Source organism: Flavonifractor sp. An52, assembly GCF_002159385.1.
Taxonomy (GTDB): domain Bacteria; phylum Bacillota; class Clostridia; order Oscillospirales; family Oscillospiraceae; genus Flavonifractor; species Flavonifractor avicola.
Window position 1 is genome coordinate 144,542 of record NZ_NFIB01000001.1, and the last position, 18,272, is coordinate 162,813.

The 18,272-nt window shown below is 57.7% G+C and carries 13 protein-coding genes; 4 read left to right on the forward strand and 9 right to left on the reverse strand.

Annotated elements, in window-relative coordinates; genetic code table 11:
* Positions 1–128: 128 nt before the first annotated feature.
* The 4 genes from B5G06_RS00745 to B5G06_RS00760 all read right to left on the reverse strand — a co-directional run bounded on the left by B5G06_RS00745 (position 129) and on the right by B5G06_RS00760 (position 10,322).
* Positions 129–7,280, reverse strand: a complete 7,152-nt coding sequence (locus tag B5G06_RS00745) for an S-layer homology domain-containing protein (RefSeq protein ID WP_087187194.1) — start codon at positions 7,278–7,280, stop codon at positions 129–131.
* An 18-nt stretch (positions 7,281–7,298) separates the two neighbouring features.
* Positions 7,299–7,706 (reverse strand): hypothetical protein, encoded by a 408-nt coding sequence (locus B5G06_RS00750; RefSeq protein WP_087187195.1) that lies wholly within the window; start codon positions 7,704–7,706, stop codon positions 7,299–7,301.
* A gap of 161 nt (positions 7,707–7,867) precedes the next feature.
* On the reverse strand, positions 7,868–9,265 hold the full coding sequence (locus B5G06_RS00755; protein WP_087187196.1) for a helix-turn-helix domain-containing protein: 1,398 nt from the start codon (positions 9,263–9,265) through the stop codon (positions 7,868–7,870).
* 229 nt (positions 9,266–9,494) lie between these two features.
* Positions 9,495–10,322 (reverse strand): C40 family peptidase, encoded by an 828-nt coding sequence (locus B5G06_RS00760; protein WP_242955290.1) that lies wholly within the window; start codon positions 10,320–10,322, stop codon positions 9,495–9,497.
* Between the two features lie 151 nt (positions 10,323–10,473).
* Between B5G06_RS00760 and B5G06_RS14245 the strand changes: the two genes are divergently transcribed.
* On the forward strand, positions 10,474–10,902 hold the full coding sequence (locus tag B5G06_RS14245; protein ID WP_242955291.1) for a hypothetical protein: 429 nt from the start codon (positions 10,474–10,476) through the stop codon (positions 10,900–10,902).
* A 194-nt stretch (positions 10,903–11,096) separates the two neighbouring features.
* Entirely contained in the window at positions 11,097–11,453 is a 357-nt protein-coding gene (locus B5G06_RS00765) for a hypothetical protein (RefSeq protein ID WP_087187198.1), read from the forward strand.
* A 12-nt stretch (positions 11,454–11,465) separates the two neighbouring features.
* Here the strand turns inward: B5G06_RS00765 and B5G06_RS00770 are convergent, their stop codons facing one another.
* From B5G06_RS00770 to B5G06_RS00795, 5 genes are all read right to left on the reverse strand, one after another.
* A complete protein-coding gene (locus tag B5G06_RS00770) occupies positions 11,466–12,608 on the reverse strand; it encodes a DNA cytosine methyltransferase (RefSeq protein ID WP_343286344.1) in 1,143 nt (380 codons plus the stop codon).
* Position 12,609: 1 nt separating this feature from the next.
* A complete protein-coding gene (locus B5G06_RS00775; RefSeq protein ID WP_087187199.1) occupies positions 12,610–14,937 on the reverse strand; it encodes a VirB4-like conjugal transfer ATPase, CD1110 family in 2,328 nt (775 codons plus the stop codon).
* Complete coding sequence (locus B5G06_RS00780; protein ID WP_087187200.1) at positions 14,930–15,274, reverse strand: PrgI family protein; 345 nt, start codon at positions 15,272–15,274, stop codon at positions 14,930–14,932. The genes B5G06_RS00775 and B5G06_RS00780 overlap by 8 nt, the downstream gene beginning before the upstream one ends.
* Before the next feature lie 490 nt (positions 15,275–15,764).
* A complete protein-coding gene (locus tag B5G06_RS00790) occupies positions 15,765–16,604 on the reverse strand; it encodes a hypothetical protein (RefSeq protein ID WP_087187202.1) in 840 nt (279 codons plus the stop codon).
* 69 nt (positions 16,605–16,673) lie between these two features.
* Positions 16,674–16,946 carry a glutamyl-tRNA amidotransferase gene (locus tag B5G06_RS00795; RefSeq protein WP_242955296.1) on the reverse strand — a complete coding sequence of 91 codons (273 nt, stop codon included), beginning with the start codon at positions 16,944–16,946 and terminating at the stop codon, positions 16,674–16,676.
* 143 nt (positions 16,947–17,089) lie between these two features.
* On the opposite strand from B5G06_RS00795, the gene B5G06_RS13795 reads away from it, so the two are divergent.
* Together B5G06_RS13795 and B5G06_RS13800 are read left to right on the forward strand one after the other, a co-directional pair.
* Positions 17,090–17,755: a hypothetical protein gene (locus B5G06_RS13795; RefSeq protein ID WP_143382687.1), complete on the forward strand. Its 666-nt coding sequence runs from the start codon at positions 17,090–17,092 to the stop codon at positions 17,753–17,755.
* A 124-nt stretch (positions 17,756–17,879) separates the two neighbouring features.
* Entirely contained in the window at positions 17,880–18,119 is a 240-nt protein-coding gene (locus B5G06_RS13800) for a hypothetical protein (RefSeq protein ID WP_143382688.1), read from the forward strand.
* The last annotated feature ends 153 nt before the right edge of the window (positions 18,120–18,272 follow it).

The following is an 18,272-nucleotide window of genomic DNA, read 5'->3' on the forward strand; positions in this document are numbered from 1 at the left end:
GCGCAGACAACCAGTTGGTTGCCTGCGCCTTTTCAGCAGGTGGTCGTATTCGATTAGGTGGAGGTTTCGCCTCCGGTAAGGCAAAAGGGGCGATTTAACATCATATCATCACCCAACCTACAGAACCATTACGCCAGTTCTCTCCACAGGAAGGTGACAGCCTGGGCGCGGGTCACGGTCACCTCGGGACTGAATTTGTTGCCGCCGGTGCCGTTGGTGATGCCCTTGGCCACCGCCCAGGTGACGGCGTCGGTGTACCAGGTGTCCGCCGCCACGTCGTCAAAGCCGCCGCCGACGGCCGCCGGGGTGCCTGCCGCCCGCCACTGGAAGGTGACCGCCTGGGCCCGGGTCACGGGGTCATCCGGGCTAAAAGTGGTGGCGCTGGTGCCGTTGGTGATGCCGTTGGCCACCGCCCACAGCACCGCGTCATAGTACCAAGTGCCGGCGCTCACGTCGGCAAAGGGGTTGCTGCCGGTGGCCTTGGGGGAGCCGTAGGCCCGCCACAGGAAGGTCACCATCTGGGCCCGGGTCACGGGAGCGTTGGGGCTGAAAGTAGTGGCGCTTGTGCCAGCAGTGACGCCGTTTGCCACCGCCCACAGCACCGCGTCATAGTAGTAGTCGCTCTCGTAGACGTCGGTGAAGGGGTTGGTCACCTGCTCCGCGATTTCTTTGAAGGAGACCTGGATCTTCACGCTGGAGCCGGGCATGGAGAAGGTGTACTTTCCATTGCCCTTATTCGTCAGCTCCAGTTCGTTGCCCTTGGCGTCGGTGACGGTGAGCTTGTTCAGCTCGTAGCCGTCGTCTGGCTTCACGGTGATGGTGACGGTGTCGCCCTTGTCCGCGCTGCGGGGGCTGACGGTGATGGAGCCGCCCTTGATGCTGGAACTGGCGGGAACGGAGACGGAGTAGCCGCTGCCGCCGCCTCCTCCGCCGCCTCCGCCGCCGGGGGTGGTGCCGCCGGGGGTGGTGCCGGGGGTGTCATCGCCGCCGGGAGTGGTGCCGCCGGGAGTGGTACCGCCGGAGGTGTCCACAGTGTAGGTGAACGTGGCGATCTCGCTGTCCTTCATGCCCGCCTGCACCGCAATGGCCTTGATGGTGGTGGTTGCGGTGATGAGGATGGGACCGGTATAGAGCTTGCTGTTCAGGTTAGGCTCACTGCCGTCGGTGGTGTAGAAGATGCGGGCACCCGCATCGCAGGTCAGGGTTACAGAGGTATTGGCAGCTACTTTGCCGCTGCCAACCGTGGCGGAGGGTTTTGTCGCCTGGGGCGTCGCCACCACAGAGAGCGCCTGGGTGAATCGGCTGGCTCGCAGGGTCTTGCCCGCGTAGTTCTCTGCGGTGGAATCCACATTGACAACCACCGTATCGCCCAGGTTCAGCGCCCCGGAGGTGGGTCTCAGCACGACCGACCGGGTCAGTTCGGTGTCGTCGGGTGCCTTTTCCGTGGCACATTCCACGGTAAAGGGAACATCCTGTCCGTTGGCCTTCAGGGTAAACACACTCTGGGTCAGGCTATCCACCTTCATATACTGGGAGAAGGCGATGTACACCCCGTCGGTGGCGGCGGTCAGGCTCTCCACCTCGGGGGCGGCCAGGCTGGTCAGCCCGATGTTCACATCCAGCTGGACCGGCGGCACGGGCATGTACCAGGTGCTGCCGTCGCCTGCCTGTGTTGCGCCGCTGCCGTCGTTTTCTCCGGTGGTATAGGCCTCATACCCCTCCTTGGACACGGTGACCGACCAGCCGCCCTCGGGCACGAACCACTCGTAGTAGCCGTCCTCGCCGGTGGTCTGGGGGTTGACCTGATCCGCCACGGAGGCGTCCCACAGGGTTCTCTCGCCGGTGGCCGTGTTGACCTCGTAAACGGAGGCGCTCACGCCCTCCAGGCGGTTGTTCTCCACCGCCTCGTAGACATAGCCGGAGGGGTCGATGGCCGGCTTGGGCCCGTCGGGGACGGGCTCGGAGATGCCGGGCCCCTGGGGGCTGTCGCCGCCAGGCTCGCCGCCGCCGCCAGGCTCGTCGCCGCCGCCAGGCTCGTCGCCGCCGCCGGGCTCGTCGCCGCCGCCGGGCTCGTCGCCGCCGGAACCGCCGCCATCGTTGTCCTTGTCCTTGTCCTTGTCGGGGTCTTGCTTTTTCCGGGGGTCGGGGCACTCGTCGTTGAAGGGGAAGCCGGTCCAGTCGATTTCCTGTCCGTTCTTTTCGGCCTTCAGCAGGGCGTCGTAGGCCTTCTTGGTCAGCTCCCGCATCTCCTTGCTCTTGCCGAAGCCCAGGGTGTTGGTGATCTGGTTCCAGATGCCGTCCTCCAGCTGCTCCATGGCCCATTTTGCCAGTTCCTCTGTGCTCTTGCCGGCGGCCTTGGTGGCATCCGTCGCGGTTTTCAGATAGTCCTTGACCATCTCCAGCTGCTTTTCGCCCACCTTCCACTTCAGGTTGTTGTAGAGGCCGCCGCCCAGGGTCTCCCGGTTGGCGTTGGCCGTCCAGAAGAGCTCGGAGTTCATGTCGTCCACGCCGTTTTGCTCCAGCATCTGGAGCAAAATGCTCATGTAGGCCATATCCGGGTCCACGCCGATGGGCGGGCCGCTGGGGGGCGTGGGCGGCGGGCCGGAGGGCGTGAGGCCGTCGTCTCCAGTGGAAGACCGCTGCGTGATGCTGCGCGTCAACGCATTGGAGGACGCGGTGCCGTTGCCTTCCAGTTTCTGCTCTGTCTCGTCCAGAGCGGCGTAGAAGGCCTGCCACACAGACAGCACCTGCTGGGCGTTGTACATGTTGTCCGCCTCAGTCTTATACGAGCCGGTCAGCTTGGTGTCCGGGTCGCCCTGGGGCTCCGCGATGCGCGCCGCCCCGGCGGCCGTATTCTCGTAGATGGTGGTGGACACGGCCCCGCTGGCTTCATCATAGACCACCTGCTCATACCGGTTCATGGTCATGGTCTCGTGCTTCCAGATGGTGCTGTTCCCCGCCTGGTACTTGCTCACCGTCTCCACGGTGAATTCCCCGTCCACCGTGCCCATGCGGGTGTATTGGGTGTTGTCGCCGGTGTTCATGAAGGTGAAGCCCTGCTTCATTTGGTCAGTCAACTCGTCGTCGGTGGGCATGGTGGGCAATTTGCTGATCGCATCGGCAGCACCTGTGGCTTCTTCCTTGCGGGTGATCTTGAAGTTGTAGGTATTGCTGCCGTTGGTAAAGGTCAGCGTGCCTTCCGTGGGCTTGCCGTCTTCCCAGGTGACATTGTTCAGGCCGGCATTGCCCAATGCAGTTTCGACTGCATTTTGCTTGCCGCTTTCAGTTACCTTATCGCTTTTTTCCGCTTCGACTGCCTTTTGGAGGGCTGTATATTCCCCCTCGGTCAGCTGGGCGGCCGGCTCCTTGGGCACATAGTACACCCACGCGCCGGTGGGCGGGTTGTCGCCGCAGTAATAATAGTCCGTTTCCCACCGTCCGGTGTCCCGATAGGTGGCGGGCAGCTTTTCCACCCCGTCCGCCCGGGGCAGGTAGACCATGACCTCTTCCAGGGCATCTCCGCTGGCATCGCCGCTGAAGGTCAGGAAGTATCTCATGGCCGTATTGGGCATATAATAATAAAAGTGGCTGGAATTGACGTCCACCCCGTTTTGGGAATCCCACATCGTAACAGGGATATGCATATAATCCGTCAGCTGGATCTTAGTCAGCACCGGCAGGGAGGCGTTGTACCGCACGGTCATCACGTTGGAGGTGAGGGTCAGGCCCTCCTTGGTGACCGCCTTGGCGGACACCGTGTGCTCGCCGGGGCCGATGGGGTTGTCCAGGCTCAGCTGCACGTTGTAACGGCCATATTCGTTGGCTTGGAGCTGCGCGGTCTCCACCCCGTCCACAAACAGCGTGAGGTTACTCTTTTCGGGCGCGCTGCCGTAGACGTAGAAGGACGCCTCCGCCACCGCCTCCGGGGCGTACAGGGTGATCAGCGGCTCATACAGGGTGGCCGCCCCCACAAAATAAGCTCTGTTTTTTTTGCCCAGACTGGCATAGGCGAGGGCCTCCACCCGCTCCGGGTCGCCGCGGCGGTACTGCCACTGGAGGGTGACCGGCCAGCCGCCGTACTTGTCCACGTCATAAATCCGGATTTGGTATTCACCGTCAAATTTAGTAACATGATCACTTTCATTGGGGTAAACGTAGGTATTCCCATCCCCGGGGCGCTTCCCGTTGACGTAGAGGCTGCCGTTGATGACCTGAATGTAGCTGCTGGCTTCCTTCCCCAAATTATTGGTGTATAGGGATACGCTGAGGTCCTTCGGGGCGCTCTCCAGGTCCTTGGGCGCCACCGTCATGCGGACGGAGACCACCTCGCCCTCAGTGGTGACGGTCAGACCACTGGCCTCCAGATTCAGCGGGGAGCTTACGGTATCCGCGGGAATCGTGCCGTTGATCGACTCGCTATGTTTGTATTGAATCTCTACGGACCGCTCCAGAGAATACTGGCTGAGTCCGGCCTCCGCAAGGGCCGCTTTGAGCTCCGCCAGGCTGTTTTGGGCATAGCTGACCTGCTGCCAGGGGCCATCCCCCAGGAGCAGGCAGGTGTACCTGCCGGGCGTCAGGTAGATGTTGTAGTGGGCGAGCTCATCTCCCCAGGATTGGCACCGATCCGCTTTCACCAGAGCGCCCCCCGCATCGTACAGCAGGATGTAGCAGTCGGTGCGACCGGGATTGGCCAGCGCAACGGCTAGGGACCCAAGCTCCACAAAGGAGGGGAGCTCGGTACTGCGAATGTTGGCACAGCTATTGCTGTCCAAGGACACGTCGGTCTCACAGTAGTAATGATTGTTGTACATCTCCATGTGGAGGGTCTGGTTTTCCGCCTTCCCCGGCTCCGTCAGGTAGATGTACTTCTTGTCGCCGCTGGTGGTGAAGGCCACGGATTCGCCGTCCCATGTCGTCAGCTCGCAGGAGGTGAACATATTTCTAGTCGGCAGGGTGATCACGCCCTGGCGGGCGGACAGAGTGATGATGAGGTCGGTGTTATCCTGATCGGCCGTCAAGGGTAGCGTTTCCGACTCCAGGTCGCCCCGGCTGACGGTGAGGACCGCCCCCTCCAGCACCGGCGTTTTGAGGCTAAATGGACCGCTATTATAGAGGGTCTTCGTTACGGAAACGGCGTTGCCGGAGACGGTGTTGGAGACGGTGACCGTCACGCCGCTGAGGGGCGTCCCGCCCTCCAGCTGGACTTCGCCGGAGACGGTGTATTGCTGCAGAGCAACCAGCTTTATCGTGGGGGTGGGGTTTTCAGCGGTGACTTTCGTTTTTGGGCCGGAGGCAAATCGGGTCAAGTAGGCGCCATCCGGGTGGGCCTGCACATAGAGGGTCTCACCCGGGAGCAGGCAATAGCTGGAGCCGGTGGCGATGGGCTTGGCATCGTCCTCGCTGCTCGCATACCACTTTAAATAGTAGCAGCGCTCCAATGCCTCGCCATTGGTAGCCACCACACAGGGGCTGACCTTTGTGAGGGTCACGTCCTCCAGATCCAGGGTGGTCTCCAACCCAGAGAAGATGGAGCCACTGGCGTACACCACCTCCCGGCCATACTGCGTGCCAGTCACCTGGAGGGTGTAGCTGCCGTCAGCCGAAGCCCACGTCACATAGGTGTCCTGCGGGGTGGGGTCCCAGCCCAGGGAGACGGTCTCCAGAAGGGTACCCCCCTGATAGACCTTCAGGTATTTGGCAACGTTGGCGCTGACGGTGCCGGTGAAGTGTACCCGCGCCGTGGCGACAATGGGCAGTCCGACGGAGACCTCCCTGTTCTCCTCACCCATGGCAAAGACCACCTTGTCAATGGTCCCGGTGACGCCGCTGGCCAAGGCCTCGCCGCCGCCGGAGAGCAGATAGCTGCCGGCCGTGCCCGTCAGGCTCACCGTAAGGGACTGCGGCCCCCCGCCGGCGGGCTTGTAGTGGACGGTGGCCGTGGCGTTCTCCGTCCCCGTCACCGGCTGCGCCGTGTAGAGGAAGAGGGAATAGGGCAAACCGCCGCGGATGCTGGGGGTATCCTGGTACTTAAAGGTGGAGAAGAAGGCGTTGACGGCCGAGATCCCCTGCTCCCCGCCCACGGCGCCGGAGGGGGAGAAGACCACCCTCTGGGCCGGACGGAGGAAGTCGCCGTCGGCGGAGATGGACCAGTTGGCGAGGGCCTCCTGCACCGGGGTGTAGGCCGCCGCCACCTCTGTGGGCGCCTCATTTTCGATGTAGGACACATAGGACACCTGCTCGCCGTTCCCATCATTCACCCTCTCGGCGAGGGTGAAGCCGCCGGCCGGGTCGCCGGTGAGTTTCCAGAGCCGGTAGGTGGCGTTCAGGAACTCGTTTGTATTGGGATTGTAGGAATAGGCTGTGGTAAAGCCATAGTAGTCCCCCGACGTATCCCCGATCTTGGTGTAGATCACGCAGTTGCCCGTGGTCCCGTTTGCGGTGGGGATGTCATTCACGACCATGTTGGGCCGCTTTGCCGCGGGCGTTCCGCCGGAGAGCTGGCCATCGTAGGTGATGGGGGATGTGCTCAGACTGGAGGAGCCCTCCAAAAAGATGGGATGGCCCTCGGTGGCGCTGTACACCGTCACCGTGGATTCCCGACTGACGTGGAGGGTGGGCTCCGCCCCCTCGCCATACAGGGCGAGGCCATAGCTTCTTCCCCTGGATTCGTTGACGGTCAGCGTGCCGCTGCCGGTGAAGGTGAGGCCGCAGCCCCACTGCCAGCCATAGAGGGCCATGCCGTCCAGGGTGTTGTTGCCGATGAGCTCCACCGTGAAGTCGCTGCCCATCATGTTGGTCTGGATGTAATATCCCGCGCCGTTGTAGTTGTCCAGGGTCAGGGTATTGGTGCTCAGATCATAGCGCATACCCGCCGGGGCGCTGGTGGTGTATCCGCTGTAGGTGCTGTAGGGACAGTACTTTGCGCTATTTGTGGCGGACTCCACCACATAAATATGGGTGTTGTGGTTGGCTGTGGTGGCGTCGGCCCCCTGATAGGGCCTGTTGTTGCTCACATTGGCCGCCAGCAGGCTGACGCTGGCGCTGTTGGTGGTGAGAAACGGGTCGGTATTGGCGTCAGGCCCAGTGCCGTCATCAGGCTCTGTGTCCAGGACCGGCTCTGTGTCCGCCTCCACCTGGTAGACGGGGTCGGAGAAGCCGTTCCCGTCCGGCGGGTCCGCAGCGGGCAGCTCCGCCGCAAAGCCCGCCGCCGGCAGCAACCCGGCCACCATGCACAGGCACAGCAGACTGGCCAGCAGCCGCCTTAAATTTCTGGTTTTCATGCAAATCTCCTCCTTTTTTCACGGGATGTGCCAGACAGACCCTGCCGGACAGCTCTGGCGGCGTCCTCTGATGACGTCTCCCCTTTTCGCCGGGGTCGCGGCCAGCGGCTCCAGCCGCAGCTCATTTTCCATCAGCTGCTCCACCCGGTCGGCCAGGTAGTTCTCCGCCCGGCGCTGCCCCTCCGGGGACAGCCCCGGCCTGGGCTCTGTGATGGAAACAGCCAGCTCCGTCCCCGCCGGGCCGTCCCGGACCGCGATGGAAAACCGCCCGGGGTTTCCGTAGACCGTGACATGGGCCAGGATGGCCCCGCCGGCCCCGTCCCGGACAAAGTCCAGGCAGCCCTCCTGTTCCAGCACATCACACACAGCAAGTCTCACCAAATGCTGGGCATAGGGCAGCAGCCGACATGCGCTATGCTCGCTCATGGCCTCCTCCTTTCTTCCGTATTGCCTTGTTAGGATGTGGCCATTGTAGCCCACCGGGGCCGATTTGTGCAGGCCGTATTCCCGCCAAAATGAAAAACCAGGGGGTTCGTATTTACGAACCCCCTGGTTTTGTGGGAAAAATGTTTTGTTTTTTGCAGCATTCAGCGGTTTTCCAACATGTGCTGGGTATAGCGCTGATGCAGTCCCGTGCGTGACTTGGCTCCCGTCTTTTCGTAGATGGCCGTCACATACCGCTGCACCATCCGCACGGAGATGGACAGATCCGCGGCGATCAGCTGCAGGCTGTCGTCGCTCTCCAGCAGCTTCCGAAGCACCTGGGACTCCCGGGGCGTCAGGCGGCAGCTCTGGCAGAACCGCTCCAGCGCCTGCTCCGGTGATAGGGATTGCTCGCTCTGCCCGCCCCGGCTGATCCAGGGCAGCAGCACCAGCAGCACCGCCACGGAGAGAAGACAGCTGGCCACCGTCAGCGCGGTGCTGCCCCAGGCGTCATAGAGCCAGGGCATGGACGGCACCACCGCCGCCACGGCGAAGCTCCGGACCGCCCGCCCAAGGCCCGCCCACAGTTCCGGACGGGAGGTCCTGGGGGCGAAGTCGCAGAACAGGACCGTCAGGAAAATCACATAGAAACCGCTGTACACATACATCAATGCCACGCCCGCAAAGTACCCCGCCGGGGAGGACAGCAGCGCCGTGGAGACAGAGGACAGCAGGATCACACAGGCCGTGGCCAGAGGCAGCAGCCTCCGCCTCCGCAGGTCCGCCGCCCAGCCCGCCAGAATCAGCCCCAGAGCATAGAAAAGCCGTACACCATGGTAGATGTCATAGGTCCCGACGCTGTCGAAGGCGGTGATCACCCCGTCGATGAGGCCGGACACCAAGCTCATCAGCGCCACGGCGGAGAGCAGGATCAGGGCGGTGCGCCGGGGCGTCTCATTCTCCGCGGAATAGGGCAGCGGGTCGGCCAGCACCCAGTCCCGGGGCGCCCTGGACATCAGGAACACCACCAGGAAAATGCTGCCGATCATGCTGATGAGGAAAATGACATCCAGAGGGATGACGCTCTGGATCAGGAACTGGAGCAGTACGGCAAGACCCATCCCGATGCCGGTGACCCGGCCGGCACATCTGCTTCCCTGGAACGTCATGGCGTGGTTGTAGTAGACGCAGCCGCCGATGTGGCCGCAGGAGAGCAGGCACAGCGCGGCGCCCAGAGAAAACAGCGCAGTCTGATCGGTGGTGAGGAGCAGGACGGCGGAGGCCACGCACAGCGCCCCCGCAAGGAAGGCGGCGTATTTCCGTCCCTGCTCCCTCCCGACCAATTTGCGCAGCAGGGAAAAAGACAGAAATCCCAGGCCGGTGCAGACCAAGCCCAGGGCGTAAACGGCGTTGACCCGCCCCGGGCCAAGAAGATCTGCCGCCCGGGCGTTGACCGCCGATTCTGCCAGCATGAAGGCCAAAAAGCACAGGGAAAAGCAGACGGCCTGGAACCACTGTTCCCGGGTGAGATTCCAAATGGGATCGTTTTTCTGTTGTATCATACCTGCTTCACCTCCCCGCGGCAAGAGAAAATCATGCCTGCCCCATCATCCGTTCTTTCTGATTGAATTTGTATTATAGCATAGGTTCTGCAAAAATTCCAGCAGATGCTTGCACCAAGCATTTTTGATTTTTACATACATAAGGGACAGCGGGAGTACAGCGCATCCATATCAACAAAGTCCTGAATATGCCTTCCACTTGCATTTGCGTCTCACCGTGAGATTTATTTTATACCCTGTAATACAAGGGGCGTCCAATGGAAGTAAAGCCCTCCAGGCCGGTGATGACCACATTGTTGGCTCCGCTGGCGCAGTGGACGATCAGCAGATTGCCGTTTTCATCCCTGCCGCCAACAATGCCAACATGGGAGTCCTCTGGATAAAACACCAGATCACCCGGCTGGGCCTCCTCCCAGGAGATGGCGGTACAATAAGTGTGCTGGGCGTGGGCCCCTCCGCCGTGGCCGATGACATACTCTCCGCCGGTGATGTTGTAAAACACCCAATCCACAAAGCCGGAGCAGTCCAGACCGTAGGGGCGGTAGGTGTCGGTTGTGGAGTTGCCTGCGGCGGTGACTTCCCGGAGTGTACCCCAGCGGGAGTCCCAGCCGAGAACCAGGGATTTACCGCCCCAGAAGTAGTTGACCTTGCCCACCAGCTTGCAGGCGGTCTCCACCACCGCACGGCGATCCGGGGCCAGGTCGGCGGGAAGGGCTTGCAGCAGCTCCAGGGCGTCAGCCTGGGAGATGGTCAGGTCGCCCAGCAGACTGCCCAGGGTGTCCATCTGTGCCAAAAGCTCATTGAGAGACTGGCTCTGAAACTCCGTGAGGGCATAGGTGGTTCGCATTTCCTCCGCGGTTTTGGCGGAGATGGAGATGAACAGCACCTCCTCGCTCCAGGCCGCGGTGTCCCCACTGGCGGGGTGTTCCACGGTCTTGATCTCGGATGACACGGTACACATATCCCAGAATATGCCCCGCAAAAGTTCCACCTTTTCGGGGGTGAGCGCGGCCACATCTGCGCCGTCCGCCGCTCCGGCGGTTTTGACGGCAAACACAGCGGCAACCTCCCGCCAGTCCGGGGGATGGCCGAGTATCTCTACACGGTCATATCCGTCTCCGTTCTGAAGGTCTGCAAGCCTGTCCGTCAGTTCTATATTGACTTGGGCGACGGCGGCGCTGAGGGGTACGGCGTCTCTGGTCGGTTCATTGGAAAAGAAGATCCCAAACGGAGAGGCCAGAAGTGCCGCAATCAAGGCCATGACCGCCAGTGCCGCCACCAAAACCACGCCGCCTACCAATGATACCAACGCGCTGACAAGTGCCGCCACTGCTTTTGTCACCGCAACAGCGGCCTTTCTGGAAAGTTCCGCGGCAGCCTTAGCCGTCTGTTTGGATTTTTGTAGCATACTCCGCTGGGCGGCGGTCTGTGCCTTCCGGCGAGCACGCTCCATTACTTGCTTGGCTGCGGGTGTCCCTGCGGTCTTTCGGGCAGTTGTTTTGACCGCACTCGTTGATACCTGGGCGGATTTATCCATAGCTTTTCGTGTCTTGGGTGTAAATGCCCCACCGGGCGGCTTTTCTTTTGGCCCGGAGGAGCGCCGGGGGCGCTCCTTGATGGATGGATTGATGGATTGATTTCCTGGAGAGTGTTCTTTTTTTGTGGTGTATGTATTTTGGGGAGTACCGCCATAATGAGGGACTTCCCGGAATTGGCCGTTCTTTGGATGATCGGCTCTGACGGAGCGTTCCAACTTCTCAACGGCCTGTTGTTTCATCCGGGTCTCCGGGGTAAACTGTGATCCATTGTGTAAGCTGTCCGGGGTATTGGGATGAATGGTTTTCCCATCTCTCAATGTATCATCAGCAGATGGGACCATATCTGTTCTCTCCTTGGGATGTCGGCCGCCTTCTTTGATTTCTTCCTTCCGGGCCTTGGGACGGTGCGCTGGGTGCAGCAGTCGATCAACTGCCTTTTCGGCTCGGTATCCCACTTCTTCCACAGCGTCCATCCCCGCCTGGACACTCTGTTCAGCCGCCTGGGTGTCCGGTGTTGCGGTGCTGCTATTGTCCCGTTGACGCTCCACCAGCCTACGGCGGAATTTGGCGGTTATCTGCCGCAGGGGGCCTTTTGGTTTCCGGTCTTTACCGGGACGCTTGATTTTATCATCAGAACTGCGCTCTTTTAACTTCGGCATGATTCACCTCCCATTTTGCGTCTCACGGTGAGACGCAATTTTATCTTTGCCCAGTGCCTCCGCAATCCCTGCCATGAGATAATCAGCACAGGGTAGCGCAATCGAGTTGCCCAGGGCACGATACCGTTGGGTTGGACTGATGGGCTTGCCGTCTGCGCCGTACTCCGTCCATCCTTCCGGCAATCCCATCATGCGCTCGGTCTCCCGTTCCGTAGGGTAACGGATGCAGCCCCCAAAAGGATCATCCTCAAACCAGAAGGCAAAGGGCGTGACGACTCCAGCTAAAATAGTGGGAAAAGGGTCAGTTGGAAACCCAAAGCTGTCTCGGAACTGGATGTGTTCCTGTTTTTTGGATGCTCCCCGCATACGGAACAGTTGAAAGGGTCGGAGGATGGGTACACGCCCCCCTGTTTCAAGAAAAGGGCCTCGATTTCCGGCGGAGGCGGACAACCTGCCCGCTGGGCCAGTTTCAGAAAGTAGGAACATTGGGCGGGGCTTAAACAGTATTTCGTGAGCACGCTGCCCTCCAAAATCTGCCACGAGAAAGATACGCTGCCGTCGTGCCAGGCGGGGGCTTGCCCAGTATTGGGCGTCCATAAGCCGCCAGGCCAAATCGGGACATCCCCCTCGCACCATTCCGGCATTTGCCCATCGACCAGAGGGAGGAACTGAAAACGGGGCGTCTTGGAAGGATCGGAGCACGGCCAGAAAATCCAGCCGGTCATTTGATGAAAGAGCTCCCATGACGTTTTCCCAAAGAGCGATAATTGGAAATTGACCTCCAGTGGCACACCTCATTTCTTTGATAATTCGGATTGCATGATGAAACAGGCTTGATTTGGCTCCAGCCAATCCGGAACGGTCCCCGATTTGGGACAAGTTTTGGCATGGGGAGCCAAAGGTAAGAATATGGACGGCGGGGATCTGCCCGCCGTCCATCTTTGTTATATCCCCCAGGTGCTCCATTCTCGGGAAATGGCGCCGTGTGATGGAGATGGGGGCTTTTTCAATTTCACTGGCCCAAAGCGGGATGATTCCGTGGCGGCTGGCGGCCAGGGGGAATACTCCGATACCATCAAATAGACTGCCCAGGGTCAGTGGTGTATTGTTTTGCATCTCATGGTGAGACGGGATTTCCGGCGCCATATCAGTTTTCTCCCGGCGTGGTGGACATGAGCCGATAGAGCTCGGTATCCTTGGGAATGGAGTTGTCAAATGGAACCAGGGAGCCGCCCATCTTCAGAAGTCCGTGTCCGGGCTCTGCATTGGTGATGTATCCCATCTGTGTATCGGAAATATGAAGGAGCTTGCCCAGCTCCGCCCGGTCGGTGGCCGCTTGATTGAACAGCAGGAGAAATTCAGAATTTGCCAGCATGAGCCGGGCCGTTTCAGACTTTAAGCACTCCTCCACATTCTGGGTCGCCGCCGTCATAATGCCTGCATACTTTCTGAACCGTTTCCAGGCGCGATACAGGAACTCGCCGGAATAATGATACTTGAAATACAGATATACTTCGTCCAGAAATACCCAGGTATACTTGCCGCGCTTTCGGTTTTCCATGACACGGTTCTGGATGGCCTCCAGCGTGACCACCAGGGCAGTAGGACGGAGCTGTTCTCCCATTTCATAGAGGTCCAGCGTGATGATTCGGCTATTCATATCAACATTTCCGGGATGGGCAAAGACATTCAAGCTGCCCTCGGTAATGAGTTCGGCGGCCAGGGCGATTTCGCGGGCCTCCGGGTCCACCTGTTTCAATACCTCGTTGCGCCAGTCTGTCAAGAGAGGCATAGGAGCCTTACCTCGGCTATGGAAATAGTTCTGATAAACATTGGCGGTACAGCGGTCAATGATAGACTTATGGCTGCCGCTGACCCGTCCAACCCCCATCTGTTGTTCCAGAATACTGGTGATAAGCTCCGATTTCATGGCAATGGGGTTTTCTCCATCGCCGTATCCATCCGCCACCTCCATGGGGTTGATGTGATGGGGGCTGCTCGGGGAGATTTCCACCACTGTGCCACCCAGGGACCTGGTGATAGGGCCATACTCGCGCTCGGCGTCGATGATGATAATATCATCATTGGTAGCCAGGGCCACATTTTCAATCGTAGACTTCATAGCCACCGATTTGCCGGAGCCGGAAACGCCCAGGTAAAAGGCATGGGGAGAAATGAGCCGCTTGCGTTCACAAATCAGCAGGTTCTTGGAAATGGCGTTGACACCATAAGGCAGGCCGCCGGGGTCCTGGATTTCCTGGACCCGGAAGGGCATAAGTACGGCGGCGCTCTCGGTGGTCAGCGTGCGCAGGGCCTTCACCCGGCGCAGGCCGTAGGGCAGCACTGTGTTCAGTCCGTCCTCCTGTTGATAGCGCAGGGTAGAGAATTGACAAAGGTGCTCCCGGCCAATGGAAAGCAGCGCCTCGGTGTCCGTGTCCAGCTGCTCCAGGCTGTCCGCGATATGAACCAGTGTGACCACAGCGAATATCATCCGTTGGTCCCGCTCTGTGAGGTCGGAGAGAAATTCTTTAGTTTCTCCCCGGAGCTGTTCCAGCTCATAGGGAATGGATGCGGTAAAGTTGTTTTTGTCGTTTTGTCGCTGCTGCCAGCGTGTAATATCCGTTTCAATGCCCAGGATACGGCTCTGTACCTCCCGCACAGCCTCATCGGTGGGAATGGGCAGAATATCAATGGAGAGCATGAGGTTTCGCGGGAAGTCGGACAGGTCGGCAATCATCTCGTCTTTGATGTAACTGGCATAGTCCTTCAGAAACAACACCCGGCCCACCTTGTCACCCATCTCAAAGTGTCCGGCCTTGAAGGCCAGTCCATCCGGGCAAATGAGATCCCGGAAGTCGAGCCCGCGGCGGATGGCCGCTGTCTGGTCAAAGGTAAAATACTGCTCCTCACCGGGACGGAAAAAGTCATGGAGGATACGGAGCCTGTCATGGGTGCTAAGAGGTTTTGCCCCGGAGTCCAGCCTTCCAAAGCCTTTGGACAGATTAGCGTCTACCCGTCGGAAATAGGTCCGGGTCTCCTCAATTTTCCGCTGTGGGATGGAAAGAGTGATGTACTTCTCCTGGACCAGATTGTTGCTTTCGGCGGCCCGTCTGGTCAGGATTTGATTGGATTCCCGACGATAGCGGTCTAACTCGTCTCCTCGCTCTTTCATCAGGATTTTCCGCTGAAAATCCACAGGATTGATCCGGCGGTTGATGATGGTAATTTTAGCGGCGGCGTCAGTGGGTAGGGAGTTGAGCACCGCACAGTAGGAAAGGAAAATGGACCGGCGCTCCTCCTCTGATGCGGCAGCATAGTTAATGTCCGCAAAGCGCCAGGTACGGCTATGTTTTCGGCCAGTATGCCAAATTCCATCGGAGTAGACACACCGAATGGGAATGGACTGCTGAACGCTGCGTGGGATCACGAAACGGTCTCTCTCGCTTTTGTTGGCAGCCAATAAGGATTTAATCAAAGTCATCACGCTCCTTTCTTCCCAGGCAGACATAGTAGAAGTTCTCTGACACAAAGCGTCGGGGCTTGGCGCAAAGGATTTGAGACTTGATGGCAGCCCACAGAAATTGTTCCAGTGTCATACCATTGAAGTGGAAAAAACCAGCCACAGCCACCGGAGAGGCAGCAAGGATGCAAAGCCAGCCCGCCGTCTCCTTCCCAATTTTGGAACTAAGACACAGATAGACAAGCACAGATAATCCCACAGCGATTACCGAACAGAAAAATTGTCGTGCGGATAGTCCGAAAAAGATTGTCTCCTGGTGCTTGCGTACCTCCTTTGGAATTTTGATTTCGATAACATATCACCCCGTATTCTTGCGAAAATTGACCATTTCAGCAAAAAACAATATAATATAGATAGGAAATAAGCGAGAAAATTTGACAAAGTAAGGAGGCTCTGTCATGGAGGTTTTCATAACTGCTGGAAAGCAGTTGCTCATCGTGCTGCTTATTCTTGTGGCTCTCCCTTTGGCCTGTAAACTGCTATGGTGGCTCCGCCTTTTACCCTTGGCCGTTTATCTTATTGCTACAAAACTCTTTTTCCCTGTATGGGCAGCAGACCACAAAATCCTGTGCCTGGGCCTCTTTGCGGGATGTGTGCTATTTGCAGTTTTGGCATGGGCCCAACGCATTTACCGCAGGAAGCAGGAACAGCGGTTTTGGGAAATGCAGATACTATCCGACCCTTCCACCCATTATTGGCCATTCCCAGGGGAGACAAGTAAAACGGAATAGTCGCGTATATGTCATAAGCGGGACAGGTGTTTTCTGTCCCGCTTTTTTATGTTATAGACCCAGCATTTCCTTTACGATCCGATCCGCGCCTTTGACAAGTCCGGTGAGGATCAGCATATTGAAAATGAGCTGTCCGACATATTGCCATACCATGCTTACAGCAGAAAGGGATGCGTCTGCCGCTGGTGTGGAGCTGGACAGGAAAGCCGAATAGATCAGGCAGGCCAGAACCACTACCGCGCCCTCCATACACACGCCGATATAGCTTTTCAAAAATGCTTTTCCGCTGGCAGAGGTTCCCTCCCCGGCAAAAGACGCCAATGGAAGGGGGGCCAGCGCGGTGTAGAGATAGAGCCGGAAAAAACGGCCATAGACAGTAAGCAGCAAAATAAAGGACATGATGGTGATAAAAAGGCTGGATAATAGAGATACCAGCCATAGAGGGATACTCTCAAGAAGGCCCAGACTTTCCACCGCAGTCACAATCTCCGTGGGCAGCGTAGCCGCCGTAGAAATTGAACCGCCTACACTGCCCATAACGGTATTGACAATGCCTCCGCAGATGGCAAATATGGCCGTCATCAGTTCCATGCAGCTCCCCACCGCCAGCTTTGCCAAAATAAATCGTATAAAGTGACGCAGGGCAAATTCCGGGCGTTGAAAGTCCCGGAAACTGGCCGCGCTCTGGAAAATGCCAATGGCAAAAAACAGAACCAGCAAGCCATATCCAACCCCCACCAAAGCGTTATGGATGCCGAGGATAGCGTTCCATATATCGCCGCCTTTGAAGGTCTCCGGCGTCTGGGTCAGAAGGGTCCATATCTCTGCCAGTTTGTCGTTCCACCCGGAAAGCGAGTCCTCCAGAATATTAACGACCCAGTTATCGCTGATAAAACTGCACCTCCTTTGGGGAATTGCGTCTCACAGTGAGACACAATTCCCCATTTTCTTTTGCATGGCTCATGCCACGCCGATGGTGGTCAGGATTTCCTTGGCAAAGGCAATCAGCAGCCCGCCAAACAGGCACAGGAACCCCTGGGTGCGCTGGGAGGCGTCGTGGCTTTGGATACTCATACCCACCTGCACCACGCCCCAGCCCAGGATGATGATGCCCAGGGCACGAATGATGGAGAAGATAAAATCGGAAAGATTGTTGACGATACTGAGCGGATCACTTGCGGCCATAGCGGGAACTGCCATGAAAGATACGGCCAGCACCAAAGCCGCCCACATACACTGGATACGGCGTCCGTTTTTCTTCGTCAGAAATTTCTTGTTCATGTTCAAGATTCCTCCATTTCATCAATGATTTCAATGTCGTCCAAAGATGTAAAGATAAAGTCCAGATCCTCCTCTGCATACAGGCAGCGGGGACTATGGATATAAGGCGCGGCCCCGCCGTCTGCGGTGAGCTTGATGTTGGGATGTCGCATATTGGTGGAACCCCTATTCCAACTTATAAGATTAAGCAGGCTAAACCTAAGAAAAAACACACAATCAGAAATATATTCCTGGTTCTTCTGGTTTTAATGGTTATTGGCTCGATTGATGTGAATGTCCCAAAAGGAAACTCAATTTATTGTGGTGGTACACTATCGGAGGGGGCTTGGGACTATAATGACAGCACTTTTCTCTATACAGAAAAGAATGGTTATGAACAAGAAATCTCTATGGGGAATGGAGAACATATCAGAGGATACTATTTACCTGCTGGAGAGTATGAGTTGGAATTAGTAGAAGCTCCATTAGAGTTTGCAATCTACCAATTTGTGCCGCCTTCTGATGAAAGATACTATGCTTGGAGCAACATAGGGATCAGATATAATTTAGGTGAAACTGCTCCTGATATGAAAATGTTTTTGGAGATAGTGGGTAATGAACAAACATATAGCATTTGGGCAACGAATGGTATTTGGGAAAATGGCACTCTTAACACCTACCCAAAGTATGTCCTGAGTATGGGTGGTAGCGACAAAATAACCTTAGATAAGTATAACTTGGTTGTGGTAACAAAAGGGAAAATGAGGTTTATTCCATATTAACTCAAGTGATTGGAAACTACACAAATGAGATACCATCCATCTCATTTGTGTAGTTTCACTGACCAATACTTATCTATAAATGGGACAAAACAATTACAGCACAAATAAATCTGGTGGCATTTGCATGGCCAATAATTTCTCTGGCCACACAGTCACTATGTATCCTGGCGCAGAAATCATCGGGAATATATCTAAAAATGATGGTGCTGGCGTGCTGGTTTCCTGCGGTACCTTCACCATGCTGGGTGGTACGATCTCTGGTAATATGTCCACAGGAACTGTGGAGAGCGGCATCGGAGGCGGTGTCTATGTACGTCGCGGCGGCACCTTTATCATGGAAGGTGGTAGGCCAGGAAGTCCTTGAAACTGCTGAAAGGCTTCCCGGTGTAGGGGTTGATGGGGCAATCCCAAATTCTGTGTAACCGCCAAAAGCGGTGCAAATAGAGTGAAATTTATCATGGGCGGCAGACGGGTAAAACGGCTGCCGCCTTGTTTACAACATAACGCCAGTGGGACG